Source organism: Microvirga arvi, assembly GCF_016892765.1.
Lineage (GTDB): Bacteria > Pseudomonadota > Alphaproteobacteria > Rhizobiales > Beijerinckiaceae > Microvirga > Microvirga arvi.
Map to the genome: position 1 here is coordinate 47,427 of NZ_JAFEMD010000020.1, position 19,456 is coordinate 66,882.

Annotated in this window: 22 protein-coding genes; 17 read left to right on the top strand and 5 right to left on the bottom strand. The window is 65.3% G+C overall.

Translation table 11 applies throughout. The features are described from left to right. Nucleotides 1-30 precede the first annotated feature (30 nt). Complete coding sequence (locus ILT44_RS31630) at nucleotides 31-2,442, bottom strand: calcium-binding protein (RefSeq protein ID WP_305070702.1); 2,412 nt, start codon at nucleotides 2,440-2,442, stop codon at nucleotides 31-33. A 715-nt stretch (nucleotides 2,443-3,157) separates the two neighbouring features. Here ILT44_RS31630 and ILT44_RS14340 point away from each other — a divergent pair. From ILT44_RS14340 to ILT44_RS14375, 8 genes are all read left to right on the top strand, one after another. Continuing rightward, nucleotides 3,158-3,709, top strand: coding sequence for a hypothetical protein (locus tag ILT44_RS14340; RefSeq protein ID WP_204240277.1), 552 nt, complete (start codon nucleotides 3,158-3,160; stop codon nucleotides 3,707-3,709). Between the two features lie 34 nt (nucleotides 3,710-3,743). Next, nucleotides 3,744-4,970, top strand: a complete 1,227-nt coding sequence (locus ILT44_RS14345) for a DNA-packaging protein (RefSeq protein ID WP_239468238.1) — start codon at nucleotides 3,744-3,746, stop codon at nucleotides 4,968-4,970. 825 nt (nucleotides 4,971-5,795) lie between these two features. After that, nucleotides 5,796-6,194, top strand: a complete 399-nt coding sequence (locus ILT44_RS14350; RefSeq protein WP_204240279.1) for an Ig-like domain-containing protein — start codon at nucleotides 5,796-5,798, stop codon at nucleotides 6,192-6,194. 121 nt (nucleotides 6,195-6,315) lie between these two features. Continuing rightward, a complete protein-coding gene (locus ILT44_RS14355; protein WP_204240280.1) occupies nucleotides 6,316-7,491 on the top strand; it encodes a phage portal protein in 1,176 nt (391 codons plus the stop codon). A 363-nt stretch (nucleotides 7,492-7,854) separates the two neighbouring features. Next, the gene (locus ILT44_RS14360) at nucleotides 7,855-8,055 is read left to right on the top strand and encodes a hypothetical protein (protein ID WP_009493950.1); all 201 of its coding nucleotides are present in this window, start codon (nucleotides 7,855-7,857) and stop codon (nucleotides 8,053-8,055) included. Nucleotides 8,056-8,332: 277 nt separating this feature from the next. Next, nucleotides 8,333-8,869 carry an HK97 family phage prohead protease gene (locus tag ILT44_RS14365; RefSeq protein ID WP_204240281.1) on the top strand — a complete coding sequence of 179 codons (537 nt, stop codon included), beginning with the start codon at nucleotides 8,333-8,335 and terminating at the stop codon, nucleotides 8,867-8,869. A 106-nt stretch (nucleotides 8,870-8,975) separates the two neighbouring features. Next, on the top strand, nucleotides 8,976-9,191 hold the full coding sequence (locus ILT44_RS14370) for a hypothetical protein (RefSeq protein WP_204240282.1): 216 nt from the start codon (nucleotides 8,976-8,978) through the stop codon (nucleotides 9,189-9,191). 289 nt (nucleotides 9,192-9,480) lie between these two features. Continuing rightward, the gene (locus ILT44_RS14375) at nucleotides 9,481-10,719 is read left to right on the top strand and encodes a phage major capsid protein (protein WP_204240283.1); all 1,239 of its coding nucleotides are present in this window, start codon (nucleotides 9,481-9,483) and stop codon (nucleotides 10,717-10,719) included. A gap of 150 nt (nucleotides 10,720-10,869) precedes the next feature. Here ILT44_RS14375 and ILT44_RS14380 read toward each other — a convergent pair whose 3' ends face one another. Beyond that, nucleotides 10,870-11,658 (bottom strand): S1 family peptidase, encoded by a 789-nt coding sequence (locus ILT44_RS14380; RefSeq protein WP_204240284.1) that lies wholly within the window; start codon nucleotides 11,656-11,658, stop codon nucleotides 10,870-10,872. A gap of 79 nt (nucleotides 11,659-11,737) precedes the next feature. After that, entirely contained in the window at nucleotides 11,738-12,484 is a 747-nt protein-coding gene (locus ILT44_RS14385; RefSeq protein WP_204240285.1) for a S1 family peptidase, read from the bottom strand. A 27-nt stretch (nucleotides 12,485-12,511) separates the two neighbouring features. Here ILT44_RS14385 and ILT44_RS14390 point away from each other — a divergent pair, with 27 nt between their 5' ends. The 6 genes from ILT44_RS14390 (at nucleotide 12,512) to ILT44_RS14415 (ending at nucleotide 15,762) form a co-directional block, all read left to right on the top strand. Continuing rightward, nucleotides 12,512-13,078 carry a head-tail connector protein gene (locus ILT44_RS14390; RefSeq protein ID WP_204240286.1) on the top strand — a complete coding sequence of 189 codons (567 nt, stop codon included), beginning with the start codon at nucleotides 12,512-12,514 and terminating at the stop codon, nucleotides 13,076-13,078. A gap of 503 nt (nucleotides 13,079-13,581) precedes the next feature. After that, nucleotides 13,582-13,917 carry a phage head closure protein gene (locus ILT44_RS14395; RefSeq protein ID WP_204240287.1) on the top strand — a complete coding sequence of 112 codons (336 nt, stop codon included), beginning with the start codon at nucleotides 13,582-13,584 and terminating at the stop codon, nucleotides 13,915-13,917. Further along, complete coding sequence (locus ILT44_RS14400) at nucleotides 13,914-14,324, top strand: DUF3168 domain-containing protein (RefSeq protein WP_204240288.1); 411 nt, start codon at nucleotides 13,914-13,916, stop codon at nucleotides 14,322-14,324. The genes ILT44_RS14395 and ILT44_RS14400 overlap by 4 nt, the downstream gene beginning before the upstream one ends. A gap of 302 nt (nucleotides 14,325-14,626) precedes the next feature. Further along, nucleotides 14,627-15,037, top strand: coding sequence for a phage major tail protein, TP901-1 family (locus ILT44_RS14405; protein WP_204240289.1), 411 nt, complete (start codon nucleotides 14,627-14,629; stop codon nucleotides 15,035-15,037). A 153-nt stretch (nucleotides 15,038-15,190) separates the two neighbouring features. Then, the gene (locus ILT44_RS14410; RefSeq protein ID WP_204240290.1) at nucleotides 15,191-15,574 is read left to right on the top strand and encodes a gene transfer agent family protein; all 384 of its coding nucleotides are present in this window, start codon (nucleotides 15,191-15,193) and stop codon (nucleotides 15,572-15,574) included. Nucleotides 15,575-15,582: 8 nt separating this feature from the next. Further along, on the top strand, nucleotides 15,583-15,762 hold the full coding sequence (locus ILT44_RS14415; protein WP_204240291.1) for a phage tail assembly chaperone: 180 nt from the start codon (nucleotides 15,583-15,585) through the stop codon (nucleotides 15,760-15,762). On the opposite strand, the gene ILT44_RS14420 is transcribed toward ILT44_RS14415, so the two are convergent. Beyond that, nucleotides 15,740-15,907: a hypothetical protein gene (locus ILT44_RS14420; protein WP_204240341.1), complete on the bottom strand. Its 168-nt coding sequence runs from the start codon at nucleotides 15,905-15,907 to the stop codon at nucleotides 15,740-15,742. The genes ILT44_RS14415 and ILT44_RS14420 overlap by 23 nt on opposite strands. A 579-nt stretch (nucleotides 15,908-16,486) precedes the next feature. Between ILT44_RS14420 and ILT44_RS14425 the strand changes: the two genes are divergently transcribed. Next, entirely contained in the window at nucleotides 16,487-17,173 is a 687-nt protein-coding gene (locus tag ILT44_RS14425; RefSeq protein WP_204240292.1) for a phage tail tape measure protein, read from the top strand. 6 nt (nucleotides 17,174-17,179) lie between these two features. Here ILT44_RS14425 and ILT44_RS14430 read toward each other — a convergent pair whose 3' ends face one another. After that, a complete protein-coding gene (locus tag ILT44_RS14430; protein WP_204240293.1) occupies nucleotides 17,180-17,425 on the bottom strand; it encodes an HP1242/YdcH family protein in 246 nt (81 codons plus the stop codon). 87 nt (nucleotides 17,426-17,512) lie between these two features. Here ILT44_RS14430 and ILT44_RS14435 point away from each other — a divergent pair, with 87 nt between their 5' ends. Next, on the top strand, nucleotides 17,513-18,151 hold the full coding sequence (locus ILT44_RS14435) for a DUF2460 domain-containing protein (protein ID WP_204240294.1): 639 nt from the start codon (nucleotides 17,513-17,515) through the stop codon (nucleotides 18,149-18,151). Nucleotides 18,152-18,424: 273 nt separating this feature from the next. Then, nucleotides 18,425-19,276 carry a phage/gene transfer agent baseplate hub protein gene (locus ILT44_RS14440; RefSeq protein ID WP_204240295.1) on the top strand — a complete coding sequence of 284 codons (852 nt, stop codon included), beginning with the start codon at nucleotides 18,425-18,427 and terminating at the stop codon, nucleotides 19,274-19,276. Nucleotides 19,277-19,456 lie beyond the last annotated feature (180 nt).

Consider the following 19,456-nt stretch of genomic DNA (forward strand, 5'->3'; position numbering starts at 1 on the left):
GCTCCGTCCGGTGCCGAGACCGATCGTTGTCTACACCACGAAGAAGTCCTTGTAGGTCAGGCCGAGCTTCTTCGTGAGCGTGGCGATCTCGACCGCCTTGCCGTTACCCGAGCCGTCGGCATCGTAATACAGAACGCCCTTGGCCTTGTCGTAGACGACATGGTCGTTCTTGTCCTTGGCCTTCGAGCCGACGGTGAAGAAGTCCTTCTTCAGCGGCGCGGGCTTAGTCGCCGAGCCGGCCTTTCCGAGCTTGGTGAACACGGCATTGTCGAGCCAGATCGTGTCGTCCTTCACGCTGAAGTCGACGATCTTGTTGAGATTGCTCTTCTTGTTAGGCTTGGTGTCGAACACGAAGATGTCCTCGCCCGCGCCGCCCGTGAGCGTGTCTCGGCCTAAGCCGCCATAGAGCACATCCTTGCTCGTGCCGCCGCTGAGCCTGTCGGCGCTGGCGGTACCACGCATCGTCTCCACGGGGATGTCGTCAACGCTGATCGTGAAAGCTTTTTCAACCGTGATGCCACCCTCGTCGATGACGCGAACGCGGATCGTATGGGAGGTGGCTGTCTCGTGGTCGAGGAGCGCGCCGTTGGCGACCACGATCCTGCTGCCTGACACAGCAAAGCGCCCGCCAGCGCCATCGATGAGATCGAAGCGCAGGTCTTTGCCGTCGCCGGGACTGGGATCCGCCGCCGAGAGCGTACCGACGATGCTGCCTGTGCCGGCGTTCTCCTGCACTGTCGCCGCGCTCAAGGAGGCAACAGCCGGCTGCAGGATGTGAACGCCATCGGCATCCGTCACCTGCCGGATGCCCTGGTCGTAGAGCTTCTGGCGCTCTCCCGCGGTGAAGCTGTCGCCGAGGAGGATGACGTTGCCGCTCTGCCCCTGGCTGTGCGCCAGAAGCGCCGTGGCCTTGTCGGCGAAGGTCAGCGAGCCCGCGCCGGTCAGCGTGATGGACTCGAAGCCGGAGACGAACTTCGTGGTGAAATCGTACGTGCCGGCCTCGAGGCGCAGTTCGTCGCGGCCCGCACCGCCCTGCAGACCGAAAACGCCGCCGAGTCGGATGGCATTGGTGACAACGACATCGCTGCCGCTCGATCCCTGCACGATCTCCACATCGGCAAAGCGCGCCGGCGCGGTGAGATCGAGGGTGCCGCTCTCGATCATGCGCAGAGTATCGATGCCGCCGCCCGCCTCGAGGGTGTCGCCGGTGCCAAGTCCGCCGCTCAGCGCGTCGAACACTTCGTTTCCAGCGGTTCCAAATCCATCCTCCAGGCCCGCGCCGAAGGCGGCCACCGCCTCGTAGCGGCGCTGGAAGACCCCCTGGCCACTGCTGTCCTGACCCGTCCAGGTGACGACCCAGCCGCCGTTCTCCAGCATGGTCACGTCCGGAACGTCGCCGCCGATGCCCTCGGCATTCACCCGCTGCTCGCCGCGGATGGCGAGGCCGTTCCCGTCGTAGCGCTGCTGATAGACGCCGTTCTGGCCGGTGGATTCCCAGGTGACGATCCAGCCGCCATCGGCAAGGCCCGTGACCCTGGGCACGCTCTGGTGCTCCAGAGTGAAGGTATTGACCCTTTGCTGGCTCCCCCTGGCGGTTCCGTCCGCATAGTAGCGCTGCTGGTAAACATCCACGTACCAGCCGTTCGGTTCGTACGACATCCAGGTGACGACCCAACCCCCGTCCGCGAGGGCCGCCACGCTTGAGAACAACTGGCTCTCGGCCGTATGGGTGTTGACCTGCTCCTCGCTATCGACGCGATCGCTATTGGCGTTGTATCGCTGCTGATAGACATCGAATTCGCCGTTCTGGTCGGTGGAGAACCAGGTCACGATCCAGCCCCCTCCGGCCAGGCGGGCGATCCTTGGAACGCTCTGATCCAGGTCGGTGGTGGTATTCACATGAATGGCTGCGCCCTTGGGCCTCCCGTCCCGATCGTATTCCTGCTGATAGATTTCAGAGCCGCTCGGGCTGTCGGGTGCGCTCGACTGCCAGGTGACTACCCATCCACCCCCGTCGATTCCGGTGACGTTCGCATGGAACTGCGAGTTCTTGCCGGCCGGACTGACGACCTGCTCTCCGCCCACAGGCTCCCCGTTGCTGTCGAAGCGCTGCAGATAGACGCCGTAGCCTGTGGACGATGGATCGAGCGGGTCGTCGGCGATCCAGGTGACGACCCATCCGCCGTCGTCAAGGGCGGCCGTCGTTATCGTCAGCACAGCCCCGCGGTCGGTCGAGTCGATTCGGGTTTCGTCGCCGTCAGCCGAGCCGTCCTGGCTGAACCGCTGTTGGTGCAGTTGGATTTTTCCGTCCGCATCGACGGAGCGCCAGACGACGACCCAACCGCCATCCTTCAGTTTGGTGAGACGCGGGTCACCCTGACCGCCGTCCACGATCGTGTTGACCCGCTCCTCGGTCTCGAGCCGAACGATTGACGCTGCCATGGAAGCTCCCCGATTCCCCGTGTCTGCTCACCACATCATGCGAGCCTCTCCAAGGCCGAGAGCCGTTCTACGAATGGTGATGCCACCTAGGCTTATATGCCACCCCCGTGAGCGATGCCACGTGGAAAGGTGACCATATACCCTCTCCCGTTGACGCTCCTGCCTGGTTTGAGGCGCTAAAGCGGCGCCGTTGCGGAGGCATTTGCGGTGCTACCAGGCCCAGTTTCCGTGGTTCCGCAACGGTTAGGAGGCTCGCATGCGTTCTGTCGACGGGTGACTTGGGATGCGGGCTGTCGTAACGCCAAAACCTATATGTATATATAGGTTATCAAGCAACATTATACTTGAATATGCTGTCCCGATGGATGCTATCTATTTGAAGAGTATCACCAATTATACTTGGCAATTCATCATTCTGTTTGCTGTTCATTGCTGATATGTTCTGATTTTGATCGAGAAAGGCGTAACTTTATTCAAGGTCTCTGCCGATAGGAGAACTTTCCGTGAACGATCGGGCTGCTCATTCTGTCCTGCACAGGCATCCAAGCCGCTTGCCCGGCCATAGGTTTCATTTTCACCTTGACAGCGTGACGCTCTTAGAGTACAAAACGTGAACACTGACGAAGTGTGAATGAAGCGCCCCCGCCGCATTCGCCCCGTCGGACAACCTCCACCGCTCAAGCCCCGCTTGGGCGGTTTTTTGTTGGCTTGTCGCATGCGCCAGAGAATTGAGATCACGGACGAGCAGAGGCAGCAGGCTTGGGACATCTATGCCCGCCAGCCGGACAAGCGTCTGCCCGACATCCGGGCTTTCCTTGGCGTCAGCGCGGGCACCTTCGTCCGCATGAGGCAACGCTGGGCCTGGCCGGCGCGCGCGGCGGCTCTCGCCGCGAATGCCTTGAGCAAGGCCGCGAAGGACGAGGGCGGCGTCGCCGGGATCGCCAAGGCCGCAGCCGCGTCGGTGAACGATGCGGCGCGCTCGCTGGCGCAGGCCACGCGGGTGCAGATCGACGCGCTCATGGACGAGCAGCGCACAGGCCGCGCCAAGGATCACGACAAGACCGCCCGCAGGCTCGCGTCCTATGCCAAGACGCTGGCAGCCGCCCGGGCGCTTCTGGAACAGGAAGGCTCAACGCTCGATGACACCGAGCCCCATGACAACAGACCCCGGCGCAGCCTGCACGAACTCCGCGAGGAGCTTGCTCGCCACCTTGACCGGGTTATCGCGGAGGAGGAGTCTCGCGGACGCGACGGCCTCCTGGTGTGAAAGCGATTTCGAGAACGTTCTCCGCTTCTGGCCGATGCGCTGCCGGCCCGAGCAGCGCCTGCCGGGGCTCGCGCGCGTGCACGACCCCTGGACCATCTGGCTCATGCTCGGCGGTCGCGGCGCGGGCAAGACCCGCACCGGCGCCGAATGGGTGCGCGGCATCGCGCTCGGCGATCCCGATTTCGGGACAAGCGCCTCGCGTCGCATCGCGCTCGTCGGCGAGACCTTTTCGGATGCCCGCAATGTGATGGTGGAGGGGCCGGCCGGGATTCTGGCCGTTCATGCCCGCCACGAGCGCCCGACCTGGTCGCCGTCCTTGCGCAAGCTCGAATGGCCGAACGGCGCGGTGGCGCAGGTGTTCTCGGCGGAGGACCCGGATTCGTTGCGCGGCCCGCAATTCGAGGCCGCCTGGGCGGACGAGCTCGCCAAGTGGAAGCACGTGGAGGAGACTTGGGACATGCTGCAGTTCGGTTTGCGCCTCGGCGCCCATCCGCGCCAGATGGTGACGACGACGCCGCGGCCGATCCCGATCCTGAAACGCTTTCTCGCCGATCCGCTCGTGGCGGTGTCGCGGGTGCGCACCGCCGAGAATGCGGAGAACCTCGCGCCCGCCTTTCTCGACACGGTCGTGCGCCGCTATGCCGGCACGCGGCTCGGGCGGCAGGAGCTCGACGGCGACATCATCGAGGACCGTCCCGATGCTCTGTGGACGCGCGACGTTCTCGAAGCGAACCGCATCGAAGCCGCGCCGTCCTTGATGCGCATCGTCGTCGCGGTCGATCCGCCGGCGTCTTCGACGAAGCGGGCCGATGCCTGCGGGATCGTCGCGGCGGGCGTGGACGAGAGCGGCACGGCCTATGTGCTGGAGGATGCGACGGCCTCACACCTGAAGCCGCCCGAATGGGCGGCGAAAGCGGTGGCGCTCTACCGGCGCCTGCAGGCCGATGCGCTCGTCGTCGAGACGAACCAGGGCGGCGAGATGGTGGGAAACGTCATTCGCGAGGTCGATCCGTCCGTGCCCATGGTGAGCGTGCGCGCCACGCGCGGCAAGTACCTGCGCGCGGAGCCCGTGTCCGTGCTCTACGCGCAAGATCGCGTGCGCCATGTGGGCGCGCTGCCGGAGCTCGAGGACGAGCTCTGCGACTTCGGCCCCGGCGGCCTGACATCGGGCCGCTCGCCGGACCGGATGGACGCGCTCGTCTGGGCGCTGACCGAATTGATGCTGCGGGAGCGGCGCGAGCCGCGCGTGCGGGTGTTGTAGAAAAGCAGGTGATCAACGCTCGCAGGAGCCGGATCATCCGACCCTCGACCTCATCCTGAGGAGGATTGCATGAGCAATCCGTCTCGAAGGAGCTTCCAGTGCTCACTGGATCCTCCTTCGAGACGCAGACTTCGTCTGCTCCTCAGGATGAGGATTCATGCAGATGAGGCGTATTGAGAAGCCTCACGCGGCGAGACTCAAAAAGAACGCCCCAGCCGAAGGGTGGTGTTCACGCACATCTCCAGCCAGGGCGCCGTGACTCCCGTAGGGGCAAGAAACGGAGTCACGAGCATTTAAGCTAAGCTGCTGCCGGAGATCTGCAACACCACTGATGAGGTGAGTCTTTTGCGCCGTACTGGCGCGAAAGGGACATCGTGCGGCAGCAATCGGCTTTGGAGAATGATGAGAGGTCGCTTCTGCAACTGCAGGGCCGGGGCGGATGGCAGTCCATCCGTGCCGCTCCGCCCCGCCATCTGCCTCATGCCGTCCTCATAAGAGAAGAACGGCAGAGCTCGAGAAACCGATGGTCGCGCCAGCCAGACTTAAGGAGAGAGGCCCGGCTGGCGCGTGAATGTCGCCGGATGCCCCGCAACATCTGAAGGTTACCCTGGGGTATGTGACCGGCCAATGACAGAAGCGCCGGAACTGCATGCTTTGTGGGCATCGCCTGCGGAAGTTGTCGGCATTCTGCTGATGCGGGCGGCGATGCTGCAGCGATCGGTGTCGGAGCAGGCAGCAGAAGGACGATACTACCTCCATTGCCCAGCTTTCCGCCGCCAGCTTGGCCGTTAGACTGGACGTGGGGAAATCCTGCAGGAAACGCTCATGACGAAGAGACCTAATTCACTTGGCAGGGGCTGGGCCGTGGCCATTCTCGGATCCGCCTGCCTGATCGTTGCATCCACGGCCGCGCAGGCCTGCAGCGTCGATCTCGGACGCGGCTGGGCGAGAGGCGGCGGCAATGGCACGCTGATCATGGCGAAAGGCGGCAAGAACTGCGGCGGGGCGCTCTGGGTCAATCCCGGCGCCCGCCTTCCGGTGAATTCGCTCAAAGTCGTGTCGCCGCCGCGCAACGGCACCATCGTGACGCGCGCAAACACCTTCCAGTACACGCCGAAGCCCGGCTTCCAAGGCCAGGACAGCTTCTCGCTCACCGGCGCGGGGCCCGACCAGACCGGCGCCATGACTACACTCAACGGAAACTTCGCCGTCACGGTCCAGTGACGGTACGCTGATCCGGCTCCGTCATCCCTGGGCTCGTTCCGGGGATGATCCATGCTGCGCGTAGCTCACACGCTCCCTGTTCCTTCACCATCTCATGCCCCAGCCGGGGCAGGAGCTTTTCATGCTGAACCGATTGACCCGCTGGCTTCAGGCTCCGCCTGAGGCGAAGGCTTCGCGCGCTCAAGGCGCGATCGCGCTCTATGTCGCCGGTCGCGCCGTGTGGACGCCGCGCGACTACACGGCGCTTTCCCGAGAAGGCTTCCAGAAGAACGCCGTCGTGCATCGCGCCGTGCGCCTGGTGAGCGAGGCGGCGGCGTCGCTGCCGCTGGTGCTCACGAGCGACGGACGCGAGATCGCATCGCATCCGCTGCTGTCGTTGCTGTTGCGGCCCAATGCACGGGAGGGCGGGCAGCGTTTTCTCGAGAGCCTCTACGGGCACCTGATGGTGTCGGGCAATGCCTATGTGGAGGCGGTGAGCCTGGATGGCGCGCCGCGCGAGCTTCACGCCCTGCGGCCCGACCGCATGCGCGTGGTGCCTGACTCGGACGGCTGGCCCGCCGCTTACGAATATGCGGTCGGCACGCAGTCCGTGCGCTTTTCCATCCGCGACGACGAGGCGCTGCCGCCGATCCTGCATCTGACGCTGTTTCATCCGGCGGACGATCATTACGGATTGTCGCCGATGGAGGCCGCCGCTACCGCGCTCGACATCCACAACGCGGCGGGCGCCTGGAACAAGGCGCTCCTCGACAACGCGGCGCGGCCGTCCGGCGCCCTCGTCGTCGGCGGCACGACGCTCACCGATGCGCAGTTCGACCGGCTCAAGAGCGAACTGGAGACGAACTATCAGGGCGCCGGCAATGCGGGCCGCCCGTTGCTGCTGGAGGGAGGCCTCGACTGGAAGCCGCTCTCGCTTTCGCCGAAGGACATGGACTTCGTGGAAGCGAAGGCCGCGGCCGCGCGAGAAATCGCGCTCGCCTTCGGCGTGCCGCCGCTGCTGCTGGGGCTGCCCGGCGACAGCACGCACGCCAATTACGCCGAAGCCAACCGCGCCTTCTACCGCCAGACTGTGATCCCGCTGGTGAAGCGCACGGCCGAAGCGCTCGCCCACTGGCTCGCGCCGGCCTACCGCGATGCGCTCGTGCTCGAGCCCGACCTCGACGCCATCGAGGCGCTCGCCGACGAGCGTGAAAGCCTCTGGCGGCGCGTGTCGGCGGCGGCGTTTCTGTCCGATGACGAGAAGCGCGCCGCGGTGGGGTACGGGCGCGCTGCAGGCGGGAAGGAGAGGCGGAGATGATTGCGAGACGACGACATTCTCTCCACGTCATCACCGGCTTTGTGCTGGTGATCTCGATTGTCTGAACCGCGTATCTTTTCCAATCGGGATGGCCGGGACAAGCCCGGCCATGACGTGGCGGGTGTCATACCGGGCTGCGAAACGAAATTCGTGATCGGGTTCAGGATACGGCGCTGTTCCCCTCCCTCCTTGTGGGGGAGAGGGTTGGTCGCGCCATTCTTGTCACCCGATCCCGGATCTCCGCTGCGCTTCGTTCGGGATGACGACGTGAAAAGACGTGAAAAGGTGCGCACCCGAATCCTCACGAAAGCTGATGCTCTCTCCAACCCAACCCTCAAACGGAGTTTTTCGCGAGAACAAATCATGAACACATTCGACCAGATCACCGAGGCCGTCATCCGGCGCGGGGATCTTGCCCATCTGGCCCTGTTCGTCTGGGCCAGCGGGGCCTCCGCTTTGCTTGCCATGACCCTGCGCGACCTGTTCGCGGCCAACCGCCGGTTCGACGCGTTCGTGCGCGAGCTGTCCCTGTTCAACCGCCGCCATTCGGGAGATCCCTCATGACCCGCCTTGCATCCCGCGCGCCGCGCAAGCCGAAGGCCGCACGGGAGGCCCAGAACCGTGCCGCGCTCGTCTTCCGCGACTTCGTGCGCCAGCTCGAAAAACTCGACGCAAGAGCATCGGACCCAAAAGTGGGCACCACTTTTGGGATAAATCCGATGCTCCCTTCTTTGAAAAGCGCATCGTTGAGCGCGGAAAACCGGAACCACTTTTCGCTGGCGCGGCCCGCTGGGTCCGCACGATGCGCTAGGCCCTCGAAGACAGCCGGCGGGGCCGTGCGATGACGGTCGGCGTGCCTGTCGTCCACGAGAGGAAGTTTCTGCCCGAACCCGTGAACGCCGTCGATGCCGAGGGCGTGTTCGAGGGCTATGCCAGCCTGTTCGGCGAGGCCGATCTCGGCAAGGACGTGGTGATGCCTGGCGCCTTTCGCGAATCCTTGCGGAATCGCGGCGCGGCCCATGTGCGCCTGCTCTGGCAGCACGATCCGGGCCAGCCGATCGGGCGCTGGCTCTCCATCTCGGAGGACCTGCGAGGCCTGCGCGTCCGCGGCAGGCTCAACCTCGCCGTCGAACGGGCGCGGGACATCCACGCCCTCATGCGCGACGGCGCGGTCGACGGGCTCTCCATCGGCTTTCGCGTCGAGCGCGCCAGGGCCGAACGGCCGACCGGATTGCGGCGGTTGGAGAAGCTCGACCTGTGGGAGATCTCCGTCGTGACCTTCCCGATGCTGCCCGGCGCGCGGGTCGAAACCGTGAAGCGGGGGGCACCAGCACTGGCCGCCCACATTCGCCGAACCGCCGCGAGATTGTTGTCCTGAACCTTGTCCGTGGGAGCGCGTTAGCTGAAAGCCCGCACGCGCGGAGGCTGCGGGCCCTGTCCTCATGGGAGAGGCGTCTGTGCTCCGCTTGTCTTGGGAGGTTTTCATGAAGAAGCTCGCTCTCGTCGCGCTCCTCGGCCTTGCGGCTGCGGCCTGCACCACCACGGAAGAACGCGTCGGCGGCGCGGCCGTCGGGGCCGGCGTCGGTGCGGTGGCAGGACCCGTCGGCGCCGTGGCCGGTGGTGCGATCGGTGCTGCAACGGGTCCGACCGTCGCCAACAAGGTGCAGGCCAATACCCGGAGCACGACGCGTCGCCGCTAAAGCCTCAGCCCCGAAAGTGGACATCGCTTTCGGATTCGCACGACGCTCCTCTTGCTGAGAGCCTAGCTCTTGGATCGAGGCGTCTCCATTGAGCCCTCATCCTGAGGAGGACCGTCAAGTCCGTCTCGCAGGATCCGGGCGTCTCCAGTGTTCTCTGGATCCTCCTTCGAGACGCCGCTCATGCGTCTCTTAAGGTGGGGCCGGAGCTGACCATCCCTTCACAGGGAATAACGGGCCCGCCATCCGGCGGGCCTTTTTCTTTGACGCTTTTTGAAACCGATTGATTCATATGATCCCAGTTGTTGAAACCAAAGCCGTCTCCGACGATGTCGCCTCGGCCTTCGAGGACTTCGCCCGTGCCTTCGAGGCGTTCAAGGACGCCAACGACACGCGCCTGTCCGAGATCGAGACCAGGCTGACGAGCGACGTGGTGACGGACGAAAAACTCGCCCGCATCGACGGCGCTCTCGACGATGCCAAGCGCCGCATCGACCGCATGGCACTCGAACGCTCGCGTCCGCCGCTGGCCGGCGGCACCGATGCCCCGCGCGATCTGGCTCAAGGAGAGCACAAGGCCGCCTTCCATTCCTATGTCCGCACCGGCGAGGCCGCGGGCTTGAAGCGTCTGGAGGAGAAGGCGCTCTCCGCAGGCTCCGGTCCGGACGGCGGCTATCTCGTGCCCGACACCGTCGAGCGCGAGGTGCTGCGCCGCCTCTCCGGCGTGTCGCCCATCCGCGCCATCTCGTCGGTGCGGGTGATCTCCGGCGGCCAGTACAAGCGCGCCTTCTCCGCCACGGGCCCGGCGACCGGCTGGGTCGGCGAGACGGCCGCGCGCCCGCAGACCGCGAGCCCCGCGCTCTCCGAGATGAGCTTTCCGGCCATGGAGCTCTACGCCATGCCGGCCGCGACCCAGACCCTGCTCGACGACGCGGTGGTCGATATCGAGAGCTGGATCGCCGAGGAGGTGGAATCCGCCTTCGCCGAGCAGGAAAGCGCCGCCTTCGTGAACGGCGACGGCGTCAACAAGCCGAAGGGCTTTCTCGCAACTGAGACGGTCGAGGAGGAGATCTGGGAATGGGGCCGCCTCGGCACGGTCAACACGGGCGGCGCGACCTTCCCGGCGGATGACCCGTCCGACGTGCTGGTGGATCTCATCTACACGCTCAAAAGCGGCTATCGCCAGAACGCCGCCTTCGTGATGAACCGCAAGACGCAGAGCGCCATCCGCCGCTTCAAGGACGACAACGGCGCGTATCTCTGGGCGCCGCCCGCGAGCCTCGGCCAGGCCGCAACCCTCATGGGCTTCCCGGTCGTGGAGGCGGAGGACATGCCGGACATCGCGCTCGATGCCTGCGCCATCGCGTTCGGCGACTTCAAGCGCGGTTACCTCATCGTCGACCGCGCCGGCATGCGCGTGCTGCGCGATCCGTATTCCGCAAAGCCTTACGTGCTGTTCTACACCACCAAGCGCGTCGGCGGCGGCGTGCAGGACTACGCGGCGATCAAGCTGCTGAAGTTCGCGGCTTAACCCGTCTCGTCATCCCAGGACTTGTTCCGGGGATCCACGTCTTTGCAGCGGTTGAAAACGTGGATGGCCGGGACGAGCCCGGCCATGACGGGGTGGGTTTCATCCCTGTAGCATAGAACGGAAAGGGTTCACTCACACGTCAGAGACGGGTCAATTCCGCGTCCATGCGCCATTGAGGCTCTCGATGCTGCCCATGATCCAGCGCAGATGCTCCGCCACCGGCGTCACGGCGGTGAGGCCGCCGCAGGCGCTGGGGGTGCGGGTGCGAAGCGCGCCGCTCGACCAGCTCGTGATGCCGTAGAGCTGATAGCCGCTCTGGGTCACAGCCAGAATCGGTCCGCCAGAATCGCCGCGGCAGGCGCCCGCGCCCGTGGTCTCGGCGAGCCGGTTCCGGTCGGCCACGATCAGGACCCGGTTGGCCACCTCGATGGGGCCGAGGGAGACGAGGTTGGTCTGGCGAAGGGTGCGGGCCGTGCCCCTGGCGCGTTCCGACAGCACGCCGTAGCCCGCGATGGTCACGCCGTCGCCGACATCGATCCGCCCGGCCTGGGCTGGATTCAGGGGCAGGAAGTCCGGGCCGAGGGGGCGGTCGAGTTTCACCACGGCGAGATCGATGCCCGGCTGCGTGCGCGGCGTGGTGCCGGCCACGAAGGTCGGGTGGATGGCGAGCGCGGCGACGTTGAAGCGCTGCGGCCGGAAAGACCGGTTCAGGCCGGTGACCCGGTAGGAGGCGCGGTCGATCACGCAATGCGCGGCCGTCAGCACCAGATCCCGCCCGACCACCACGCCGGAGCAGAGCTCGCCCAGCGAGTTCTCGATGGCGACCACCGAGCGGCGCAGCCCGTTCGGGTCCCTGGAGGCGGAGCCCTGCAGGATGGCCCAGGCCGGGCTTGCAGCAAGGGTGAAGGCGGCGAGGGCGAGAATCGGCAATGCGCGCATGGAATGATGATGCCGTGAAGGAGGGATTTTGTAAGGCAAGACCTCGGCTGTAAGGATAGTTCCGTTACATTGTGAATTTCTAAAATCCGTTGCCGCTCCACAACGCGGCACGGTTCCAACTCTTCAGAATCCGGTCGATCCACTCGCGCTGCGGGCCGACGAGGATGCCCTGCGTCAGGCCTCCGCAGCTTTTGCCCCTCGCCGGCGCCGACCAGCTTGTGATCGCCGTCACGACGGGTCCGGAGGCCATCGGCCCGCCGGAATCGCCCTGGCATGCGCTCGCCGTGCCGGAGCCCTCGGCCCAGAGCAGGATCCTGCTCGGACCATGGGGCTCGACGGCGGTGAGCGAGGCGGTGCGGAAGGTGCCGGTGCTCTTCGCGTCGCCTTCGCGGGCCAGGCCATAGCCGCCGACGGTCACGGAGGAGTTCTCCTGGACCTTCCCGGCGCTGAGGGTCGCCCGCTCGAAGCGGGCGGGCAGGGGCTCGGGAATGCGAACGAGCGCGAGGTCGATGGAGCGCTGGCGCGTCTCGATGGCCTTCGCGTTGTAGCCGGGGTGCACCGCCTTCGCGGCGGGCACGATCAGCACGGGCTCGCCCGTCTCGTCGCGGAAATGCACCCGGTGCTCGGCGGCGCCCGTCACGCAATGGGCCGCGGTGAGCACCACGTCGGGCGCCAGCACCACGGCGCTGCAGACGCCGCCGTTCGAACTCAAGACCATCACGCTCCGGCGCGACAGCGGACCCTCGTCGGGCTGGCCGCCGACGATGGCATGCGCGCCCGAAGCAGACAGCGACAGCGCGAGGCAGAGCGTGATCGGACGTATCATCACTTTATCAAGGATCCTGGTTTTCCGATGATTCCCATATTCGTCAGCGGCCCCGCCGTCGAGCCCATTACGCTTGCCGAGATGAAGGCCTATCTGCGCGTCGACGATGACGACGCCGCACAGGATGACCTGATTTCAGGCCTCATCAAGGCGGCAAGGCTCATGGTCGAGGCGGCCTCCCGGCGGATCCTGATCGAGCAACGCTGGCGCGTGGTGCTCGACCGCTGGCCCCGCGACGGCGCGATCCTGCTGCCGCTTGCGCCGCTGATCGCCGTGGACGCGATCAGGATCTCGGATGCCGCGGGCAGCGCATCGGAGCTGCCGGACGAAACGTTCGCGGTGGATGTGCTGAGCGACCCGCCGCGCATTGACGTCCCGGGGGCTCCGGAGCCGGGCAAGCCGCGCCACGGCATCTCCATCGAGCTGCGCGCCGGCTACGGCACGACGGCCGAGACGGTGCCCGCGACCTTGAAGCTCGCCATCCGCATCCTCGTCGCGCACTGGTTCGAGAACCGCGGCGACGTGGTGGGCGAGCAGATCCTGCCGCCCGAGGCGCTCGCCCTCGTCGCGCCGTTCCAGCGGGCGCGGCTGTGACGTCTCTGCTTTCCTTCCCCACCCATCTCAGGCTTGCCTGAGATGGGCTTTCACTTGCCCAAGTCGGGAACACCCGACTTGGGGAGGGGTAGGGGTGGGGGTGGCCCGACCGGTTGAGAGATTTCCGGATGAGGCTCCGCTTCACCTCTCCTCGAGGGAGAGGTCGCGCCTTCAGGCGCGGGTGAGGGGTTACAGCCTTCTCCGGCAGCCGCTCTTCCCCTCACCCTCGCTGCGCTCGACCTCTCCCCATCGCAAGTCGGGTGTTCCCGACTTGCGCAAGCAAAGCGGATCTCGGGAGCACCCGTGATCCGGGGAGAGGTGAAACTGTCCTAGCCTTTGCGCTTGCTGGATCAGGCACAGCGCTCCGACTTTGCGACCCCCACCCTTCATCCCTCCCCGCAAGGGGGAGGGAAAGACGGCCGAGCCGGACTCCGGGACGCAGCCTCACGTCTGCTTTTCGGCATGAAATCTGTTCGTTCGAGATCCCTCTCAAAGTTATTCCCATGTCATCCAAATCCCGACCCATCGGCGCGCGCTCGCGCCGGTTCGTGCTCGAATTGCCGCTCGAGCGGCCCGACGGCTTCGGCGGCGTCATCCGCTCCTATGCGCCGGGGCCGCAACTCTGGGGCGCCATCGAGATGCTCTCCGGCACCGAGCGCGTGCGCGCCGACCGGCCCGAGCAGAGCCTGACGCACCGGATCACCCTGCGCTATCGCGACGGCGTGACGGGCGCCATGCGGCTCACATCCGGCCTGCGCCGCTTCGCCATTCGCGCGGCATCCGATCCCGACGGATCGAAGCGCGATCTCGTCTGCCTCGTCGAGGAGGTTAGGCCATGACGAGCCCAGTTCTTGCCTTACGCCGCGCGATCCTCGATGCGGCCTCCGCGGATGCGGAGCTGCGCGCGCTCATGGGCGGTGTGCTTCGCCTCTACGACGAGCCGCCGCGCGGGTCCGAGCCGGTCTATGCGCTGTTCGGCAACGTGAAGGCCGAGGACTGGTCCACCGATCTCGACCGCGGCCACGTGCAGAACCTCGACCTCGTGGTCTGGTCGGAAAAGGGCGGCGCGCGCAAGGGCCTCATGGTCGCCGACCGCCTCTTCGCGATTCTCGACGACGCGCCGCTTGCCCTCGACGGCCACCGCCTCGTCAACCTGCGCGTCACGGAGCTCGCCTCCGCCCGCGACAAGGACAGCGGCCTCGCCCGCGTCACCTTGAGCCTGCGCGCGGTGACGGAGGTGGTGTAACTGAGTGAGCGCTAACCTGATCAAGCGCTGGCACACCTCTCCCTGAGGGAGAGGTCGACGCGCGTCAGCGCGGCGGGTGAGGGGTTATGCCCTCTCCGGATAAGACTGTACCCCCTCACCCTCGCTGCGCTCGACCTCTCCCCACCGGGGAGAGGTAGGCTGTAGCCGCCTCGCGCTTGCTGGATGATGCGCAGCACTTTGACTTTGCAGCCCCACCCTCGATCACTCCCCGAAAGGGAGAGGGAAGAGCTCGACTCAACACAAGAAATCTCTTTTTCCCTCTACACAACAAAGGACATCCCATGCCTGCTCAGAAGGGCAAGGACCTGCTCATCAAGATCGGCGATGGCGGCAATGCCTTCGTCACCGCGGCGGGCCTGCGCACGCGTCAGATCGCCTTCAATGCCGAGACCGTCGACGTGACACACGCGGAATCCGCCGGGCGCTGGCGCGAATTGCTGGCCGGCGTCGGCGTGCGCCGGGCCAGCATCTCCGGCTCCGGCGTGTTCAAGGACGAGGCGTCCGATGCGCGCATGCGCCAAGTCTTCTTCGACGGCGACATTCTCACCTATCAGATCGTCATTCCCGATTTCGGATGCGTTGAGGGCCCGTTCCAGATCACGAGCCTGGAATATCGCGGCGACCATGCGGGCGAGGTGACGTTCGAGATGGCCTTCGAGTCGGCGGGCGCGCTCGCCTTCGTCGCGTTGTGATCGCGGCATGGTCGCATTCATCCTGACAACGCTCTTTTGCCGTCATCCCCGGGCTTGTCCCGGGGATCCACGCCTTTGCCGCAGTGGAAGACGTGGATGGCCGGAACAAGTCTGGCCATGACGGAGGGCAATCTCCAAACAGAAAGACAATCGATGCCCAACAGACGACGGGGCGAGGTGGCGCTGCAGCTCGGTGGCACCTGCTATACTCTTTGCCTCACGCTCGGCGCGCTCGCGGAGCTGGAGGATGCCTTCGGCGTGCAGGATCTGAACGCGCTCGCCGAGCGCTTCGGCACCGGGCATCTGTCGAGCCGCGATCTGCTCACGCTCCTCGGCGTCGCGTTGCGCGGCGGCGGTCATGCGATGAGCGACGTGGAGGTGGCGAGCCTGCCGCTGCACGAGGGCATCGAGCCCGTGGCCGCGGCGCTTGCCGATCTCCTCATCATGACCTTCGGCGGAGGCGAGACATCGCCAAACCCTCCGCAGCCGCAGGATGCAAGCGTGAGCCAGTCGCCTTACCCTAGGACGATGCGCTGACGCTCGGCTTGAGCATCCTGCGGTGGAGTCCGGAGATTTTCTGGCGTGCGACGCCGCGCGAACTCATTGCGGCCTGGGAGGGACTGAGCGGTGGGCGAATGATCGAGTCTGCGCTGAGCAGCGACCTCGAGCGGTTGATGGAGTCGTTCCCGGATAGCGAAACAATCAAGGATAAAGAGACTGACTGAAGCTTACGCCGTTGCGCCTGAGGCATTCAACTTCCAGATCTTCCTTCATCTCGTCTCGATCACGGGACGCTGAGCGTTTGGCGACTGCATCGCCGGCTTCCTCCTTGCAGAGGGTGGAAAGACGATTCCATTGTTCATCAGGCATTCTCACTCTTCCAACGAACGTCGCACCCTTCAATTCGACGCACATGATGTAGATTTGTCTCCAAGTATAGGAGACAGCCGTTTTCGGATCTGCCGATGCGGTCGCCTTCTCAGCCTCGTAAGCGCATTCTTTCTGGATGCGGCTCCATTGGTCCAAGCTTAGCCCAGGTGTCTTGAAGTAAGACCGTGTAGGCGGAGTGCTGACACAAGCAGCCAACGCAATCGTCAGGAGCATACAGAGAAATGTCTAACGCAGCCCGCGGAGCTTTGTCGGGCATTTCCTGGGTAGGGAGATGGATCCGTTGTTCATTGCGCTTCGATCCATCAAAGTTCGTGACCTTTTGCCTTCATGCAGGCCCTGAAGAACTGTTGAGCACCGTATTCCGAGGCAGTCCGCGGTGGTGCTGTATAGATGATCTTCAACGCATCGGCATAGCACTCGTCTATAGCCTTATTGACACGAGGGTCGGCGGTTCGCGGCAACTCCATGTTTTGGCGCGGTTGAGCACACCCGGCCAAACCCATGATGACCAAAGATGAAATGCATCCCTGAACTCGGCTTTTGATTAATGAGGTTCGTATGACAGACAAGACTTCCCAGCAGAAGATCGATGATTTGTTGGGCATGAAAGGCCAGACGGAACGACAGCTCAACACCCTCATCGGCCTCTCCGAACGGTTCGGTGAATCCCTGTCCAATGCTTTCGCCAAGAACATCTCGGAAGGCAAGAAATTTGATAACGTTCTAAAAGACGCACGCAAGACATTCACAGAATTCGCGTTGCGCTCGGCGATGGCTCCACTACAGATGGCGCTCAGTCGTGGCATGCAAACACTGATGGCAGGCTTGTTCGGCAAGGTGCTGCCGATGGGGCCTGATCTGTCAGGCGCAGGGCAAAACCTGAGCGGCGGGCTGTCGTCGCTCCTCGGCTCCCTCTTCGGTGCCGGCGGTCCGGCGCTTGCCAAGGGCGGCGTGGTCTCGCGCAGCATGCTCATGCCGTTCGCCAAGGGCGGCGTGGTCGGAGCGCCGGCCTATTTTCCGCTCGGGCGCGGGCTCGGCCTCATGGGCGAGCAGGGGGCGGAGGCCGTGATGCCACTGGCGCGTGGGCCTGACGGCCGGCTCGGCGTGCGGGGCAGTGGCGGAGGGCGCCCGGTCTCCGTGACCGTGAACGTCACGACCCCGGATGCGGAGAGCTTCCGCCGCTCCGAGGCGCAGGTTTCCGCCGCGCTGGCCCGGGCCGTCGCGCGGGGCCAGCGCGGGATGTGAGGGTGGTCAGGTGTCGGTGCCCTCGAGCATCGCCATGATCTCGTCCTTGATCTGCAGGCGGCGGCGCTTCAGCTCCTCCTCGACTTCCTCGGGCTTGGGCTCCACCCGGGTCTCGACCCGGTGAATGGTGCGGTTCAGCTCGTCGTATTCGTCGTAGAGCCGCGCGAAGCGGTTGTTGCTGGTCTTCAGCTGGTGGATCCGGTCGACCTTGTCCGGGAAATCCTGCGCGAGGTCGTTGGGGGCATTGCTCATCTTGCGCCTTCTCCATGCTGAGCGGTCATTCGTCTCGACAACGCCACCCCGGCTTTTTTCGTTTCAAGCTTTCAAGGAAGACCCATCATGGCCTCAGACTTCCACGAGGTCCGCTTTCCCCTCGATGTCGGCCTCGGCAGCCGGGGCGGGCCCGTGCGGCGGACCGATATCGTCACGCTCGCCTCCGGCCGCGAGCACCGCAACAGCCGCTGGGCCTCGTCCCGCCGCCGCTACGATGCGGGCCTGGGGGTTCGGACCGTCGATGCCCTGCACACGGTCATCGCCTTCTTCGAGGAGCGGCGCGGCCGTCTCCATGGCTTCCGCTTCCGCGACCGCACCGACTGGCGCTCCGGCCCACCGTCGAAGGAGCCGACGCCGCTGGACCAGCGCATCGGCACCGGCAACGGGGCGGAGCGCAGCTTCCAGCTGGCGAAGGCCTACGGCTCGTCCTTCGCGCCCTACAGCCGCGCCATCGCCAAGCCGGTCGGCGGCACGGTGCGGGTGGCGCTCGACGGGGTGGAGCAGGCGGTGGGCTCAGCCTTCACCTGCGATCCCGCGACGGGAATCGTGGCCTTCGCGGCCGCGCCGCCCTCCGGCGCCATCATCACGGCAGGCTTCGCCTTCGACGTGCCGGTGCGCTTCGACACGGACGAGCTCGACATCGACCTCTCCACCTTCGACGCCGGCGGCATCCCGCAGATCCCGCTGATCGAGATCGTTCCCTAATTACATCCTCGTCATCCCCGGACTTGTTCCGGGGATCCACGTCTTTGCTGCCCTTAAAGACGTGAATGGCCGGGACGAGCCCGGCGATGACGGGGCACATATCATCCCGGGGCGAGCGAAGCGAGAGCCCGGGATCTATAACCGCTGACGATGCAGAACAGGATGCGGCGTTGATCGCTCACTCCTGAAACGTCGGCGGTTATGGATCCCCGCCTTCGCGGGGATGACAGGGGCGGGGTTCAGGTCTTCTGCATCATATTCAAGGTTCCTTTCATGCGCACCATCCCTGAAAACCTCGCCGCCCATCTGGCGGAGGGGGCGACGACGCTTTGCCATTGCTGGAAGCTGATCCGGCGCGACGGCACCGCCTTCGGGTTCACAGACCATGATCGCGACATCGTCCTCGGCGACATCGTTTATGCAGCCCGCTCGGGGCTGGAGGCGGCGGAGGCGACGCGAGAACTCGGCTTCGCGGTCGGCGGCGGCGAGGTCGCGGGCGCGCTCGTCTCCGCAGGGCTCACCGAGGACGACATCGCGTCGGGCCTCTATGACGATGCGAGCGTGGAAACCTGGCTGGTGAACTGGAGAGATGGCACTGAGCGTGTGCTCCTCGACATCGGCTCCATCGGCGAGATCCGCCGCGCCGACGGCGGCTTCGTCGCCGAGGTGCGGGGGCTGATGCACCGCTTCGACGAGGAGCGCGGGCGCCTGTTCCGCGCCACCTGCGCGGCCGATCTCGGCGATGCGCAATGCGGCATCAATCTCGCCTCATCCGCCTATTCCGATACCGGCACCGTCACGCGTACCGATGGTGTGCTGACGATTGCCGCGTCCGGCATCGGCTTTGCGGACGGCTGGTGCAATGGAGGCCAACTCACGTGGCTCACAGGAGACAGCACTGGCCTGTCCGTCGAGATCAAGGTGCACCGCGCGGTTCAAGGCACGGACGAGTTCGACCTGTGGCAGCGTGCGCCGCAAGCCATCAAGATCAGCGACACGTTCCGCGTCACGGCGGGCTGCGACAAGACCCATGCCACGTGCCGGAAGAAGTTCGACAACGTCGCGAACTTCCGCGGCTTCCCGCACATGCCCGGCAACGACTTCATCATCCGCATGCCGCAGTAGGGCGAGCCGGGATTGGATGGCGGAAGCTTCTTTCGGTGATGCTCTTTCACCCTCCCCGACGCAAGTCGGGTGTTCCCGACTTGCGCATGAAATATGCGGATCTCGGGAACACCCGAGATCCGAGGGGGGAGGGTCGACGCCCGTCAGGGCGGCGGGGTGGGGTGGCAACGCCACTCACTC

What these genes read in the sequence shown, in the direction of transcription:
- ILT44_RS31630 (WP_305070702.1), bottom strand. Translation starts at nt 2,442, where the DNA reads ATGGCAGCGTCAATCGTTCGGCTCGAGACCGAGGAGCGGGTCAACACG.
- ILT44_RS14340 (WP_204240277.1), top strand. Translation starts at nt 3,158, where the DNA reads ATGCGCCAGAGAATTGAGATCACGGACGAGCAGAGGCAGCAGGCTTGG.
- ILT44_RS14345 (WP_239468238.1), top strand. Translation starts at nt 3,744, where the DNA reads ATGCGCTGCCGGCCCGAGCAGCGCCTGCCGGGGCTCGCGCGCGTGCAC.
- ILT44_RS14350 (WP_204240279.1), top strand. Translation starts at nt 5,796, where the DNA reads ATGACGAAGAGACCTAATTCACTTGGCAGGGGCTGGGCCGTGGCCATT.
- ILT44_RS14355 (WP_204240280.1), top strand. Translation starts at nt 6,316, where the DNA reads ATGCTGAACCGATTGACCCGCTGGCTTCAGGCTCCGCCTGAGGCGAAG.
- ILT44_RS14360 (WP_009493950.1), top strand. Translation starts at nt 7,855, where the DNA reads ATGAACACATTCGACCAGATCACCGAGGCCGTCATCCGGCGCGGGGAT.
- ILT44_RS14365 (WP_204240281.1), top strand. Translation starts at nt 8,333, where the DNA reads ATGACGGTCGGCGTGCCTGTCGTCCACGAGAGGAAGTTTCTGCCCGAA.
- ILT44_RS14370 (WP_204240282.1), top strand. Translation starts at nt 8,976, where the DNA reads ATGAAGAAGCTCGCTCTCGTCGCGCTCCTCGGCCTTGCGGCTGCGGCC.
- ILT44_RS14375 (WP_204240283.1), top strand. Translation starts at nt 9,481, where the DNA reads ATGATCCCAGTTGTTGAAACCAAAGCCGTCTCCGACGATGTCGCCTCG.
- ILT44_RS14380 (WP_204240284.1), bottom strand. Translation starts at nt 11,658, where the DNA reads ATGCGCGCATTGCCGATTCTCGCCCTCGCCGCCTTCACCCTTGCTGCA.
- ILT44_RS14385 (WP_204240285.1), bottom strand. Translation starts at nt 12,484, where the DNA reads ATGATACGTCCGATCACGCTCTGCCTCGCGCTGTCGCTGTCTGCTTCG.
- ILT44_RS14390 (WP_204240286.1), top strand. Translation starts at nt 12,512, where the DNA reads ATGATTCCCATATTCGTCAGCGGCCCCGCCGTCGAGCCCATTACGCTT.
- ILT44_RS14395 (WP_204240287.1), top strand. Translation starts at nt 13,582, where the DNA reads ATGTCATCCAAATCCCGACCCATCGGCGCGCGCTCGCGCCGGTTCGTG.
- ILT44_RS14400 (WP_204240288.1), top strand. Translation starts at nt 13,914, where the DNA reads ATGACGAGCCCAGTTCTTGCCTTACGCCGCGCGATCCTCGATGCGGCC.
- ILT44_RS14405 (WP_204240289.1), top strand. Translation starts at nt 14,627, where the DNA reads ATGCCTGCTCAGAAGGGCAAGGACCTGCTCATCAAGATCGGCGATGGC.
- ILT44_RS14410 (WP_204240290.1), top strand. Translation starts at nt 15,191, where the DNA reads ATGCCCAACAGACGACGGGGCGAGGTGGCGCTGCAGCTCGGTGGCACC.
- ILT44_RS14420 (WP_204240341.1), bottom strand. Translation starts at nt 15,907, where the DNA reads ATGCCTGATGAACAATGGAATCGTCTTTCCACCCTCTGCAAGGAGGAA.
- ILT44_RS14425 (WP_204240292.1), top strand. Translation starts at nt 16,487, where the DNA reads ATGACAGACAAGACTTCCCAGCAGAAGATCGATGATTTGTTGGGCATG.
- ILT44_RS14430 (WP_204240293.1), bottom strand. Translation starts at nt 17,425, where the DNA reads ATGAGCAATGCCCCCAACGACCTCGCGCAGGATTTCCCGGACAAGGTC.
- ILT44_RS14435 (WP_204240294.1), top strand. Translation starts at nt 17,513, where the DNA reads ATGGCCTCAGACTTCCACGAGGTCCGCTTTCCCCTCGATGTCGGCCTC.
- ILT44_RS14440 (WP_204240295.1), top strand. Translation starts at nt 18,425, where the DNA reads ATGCGCACCATCCCTGAAAACCTCGCCGCCCATCTGGCGGAGGGGGCG.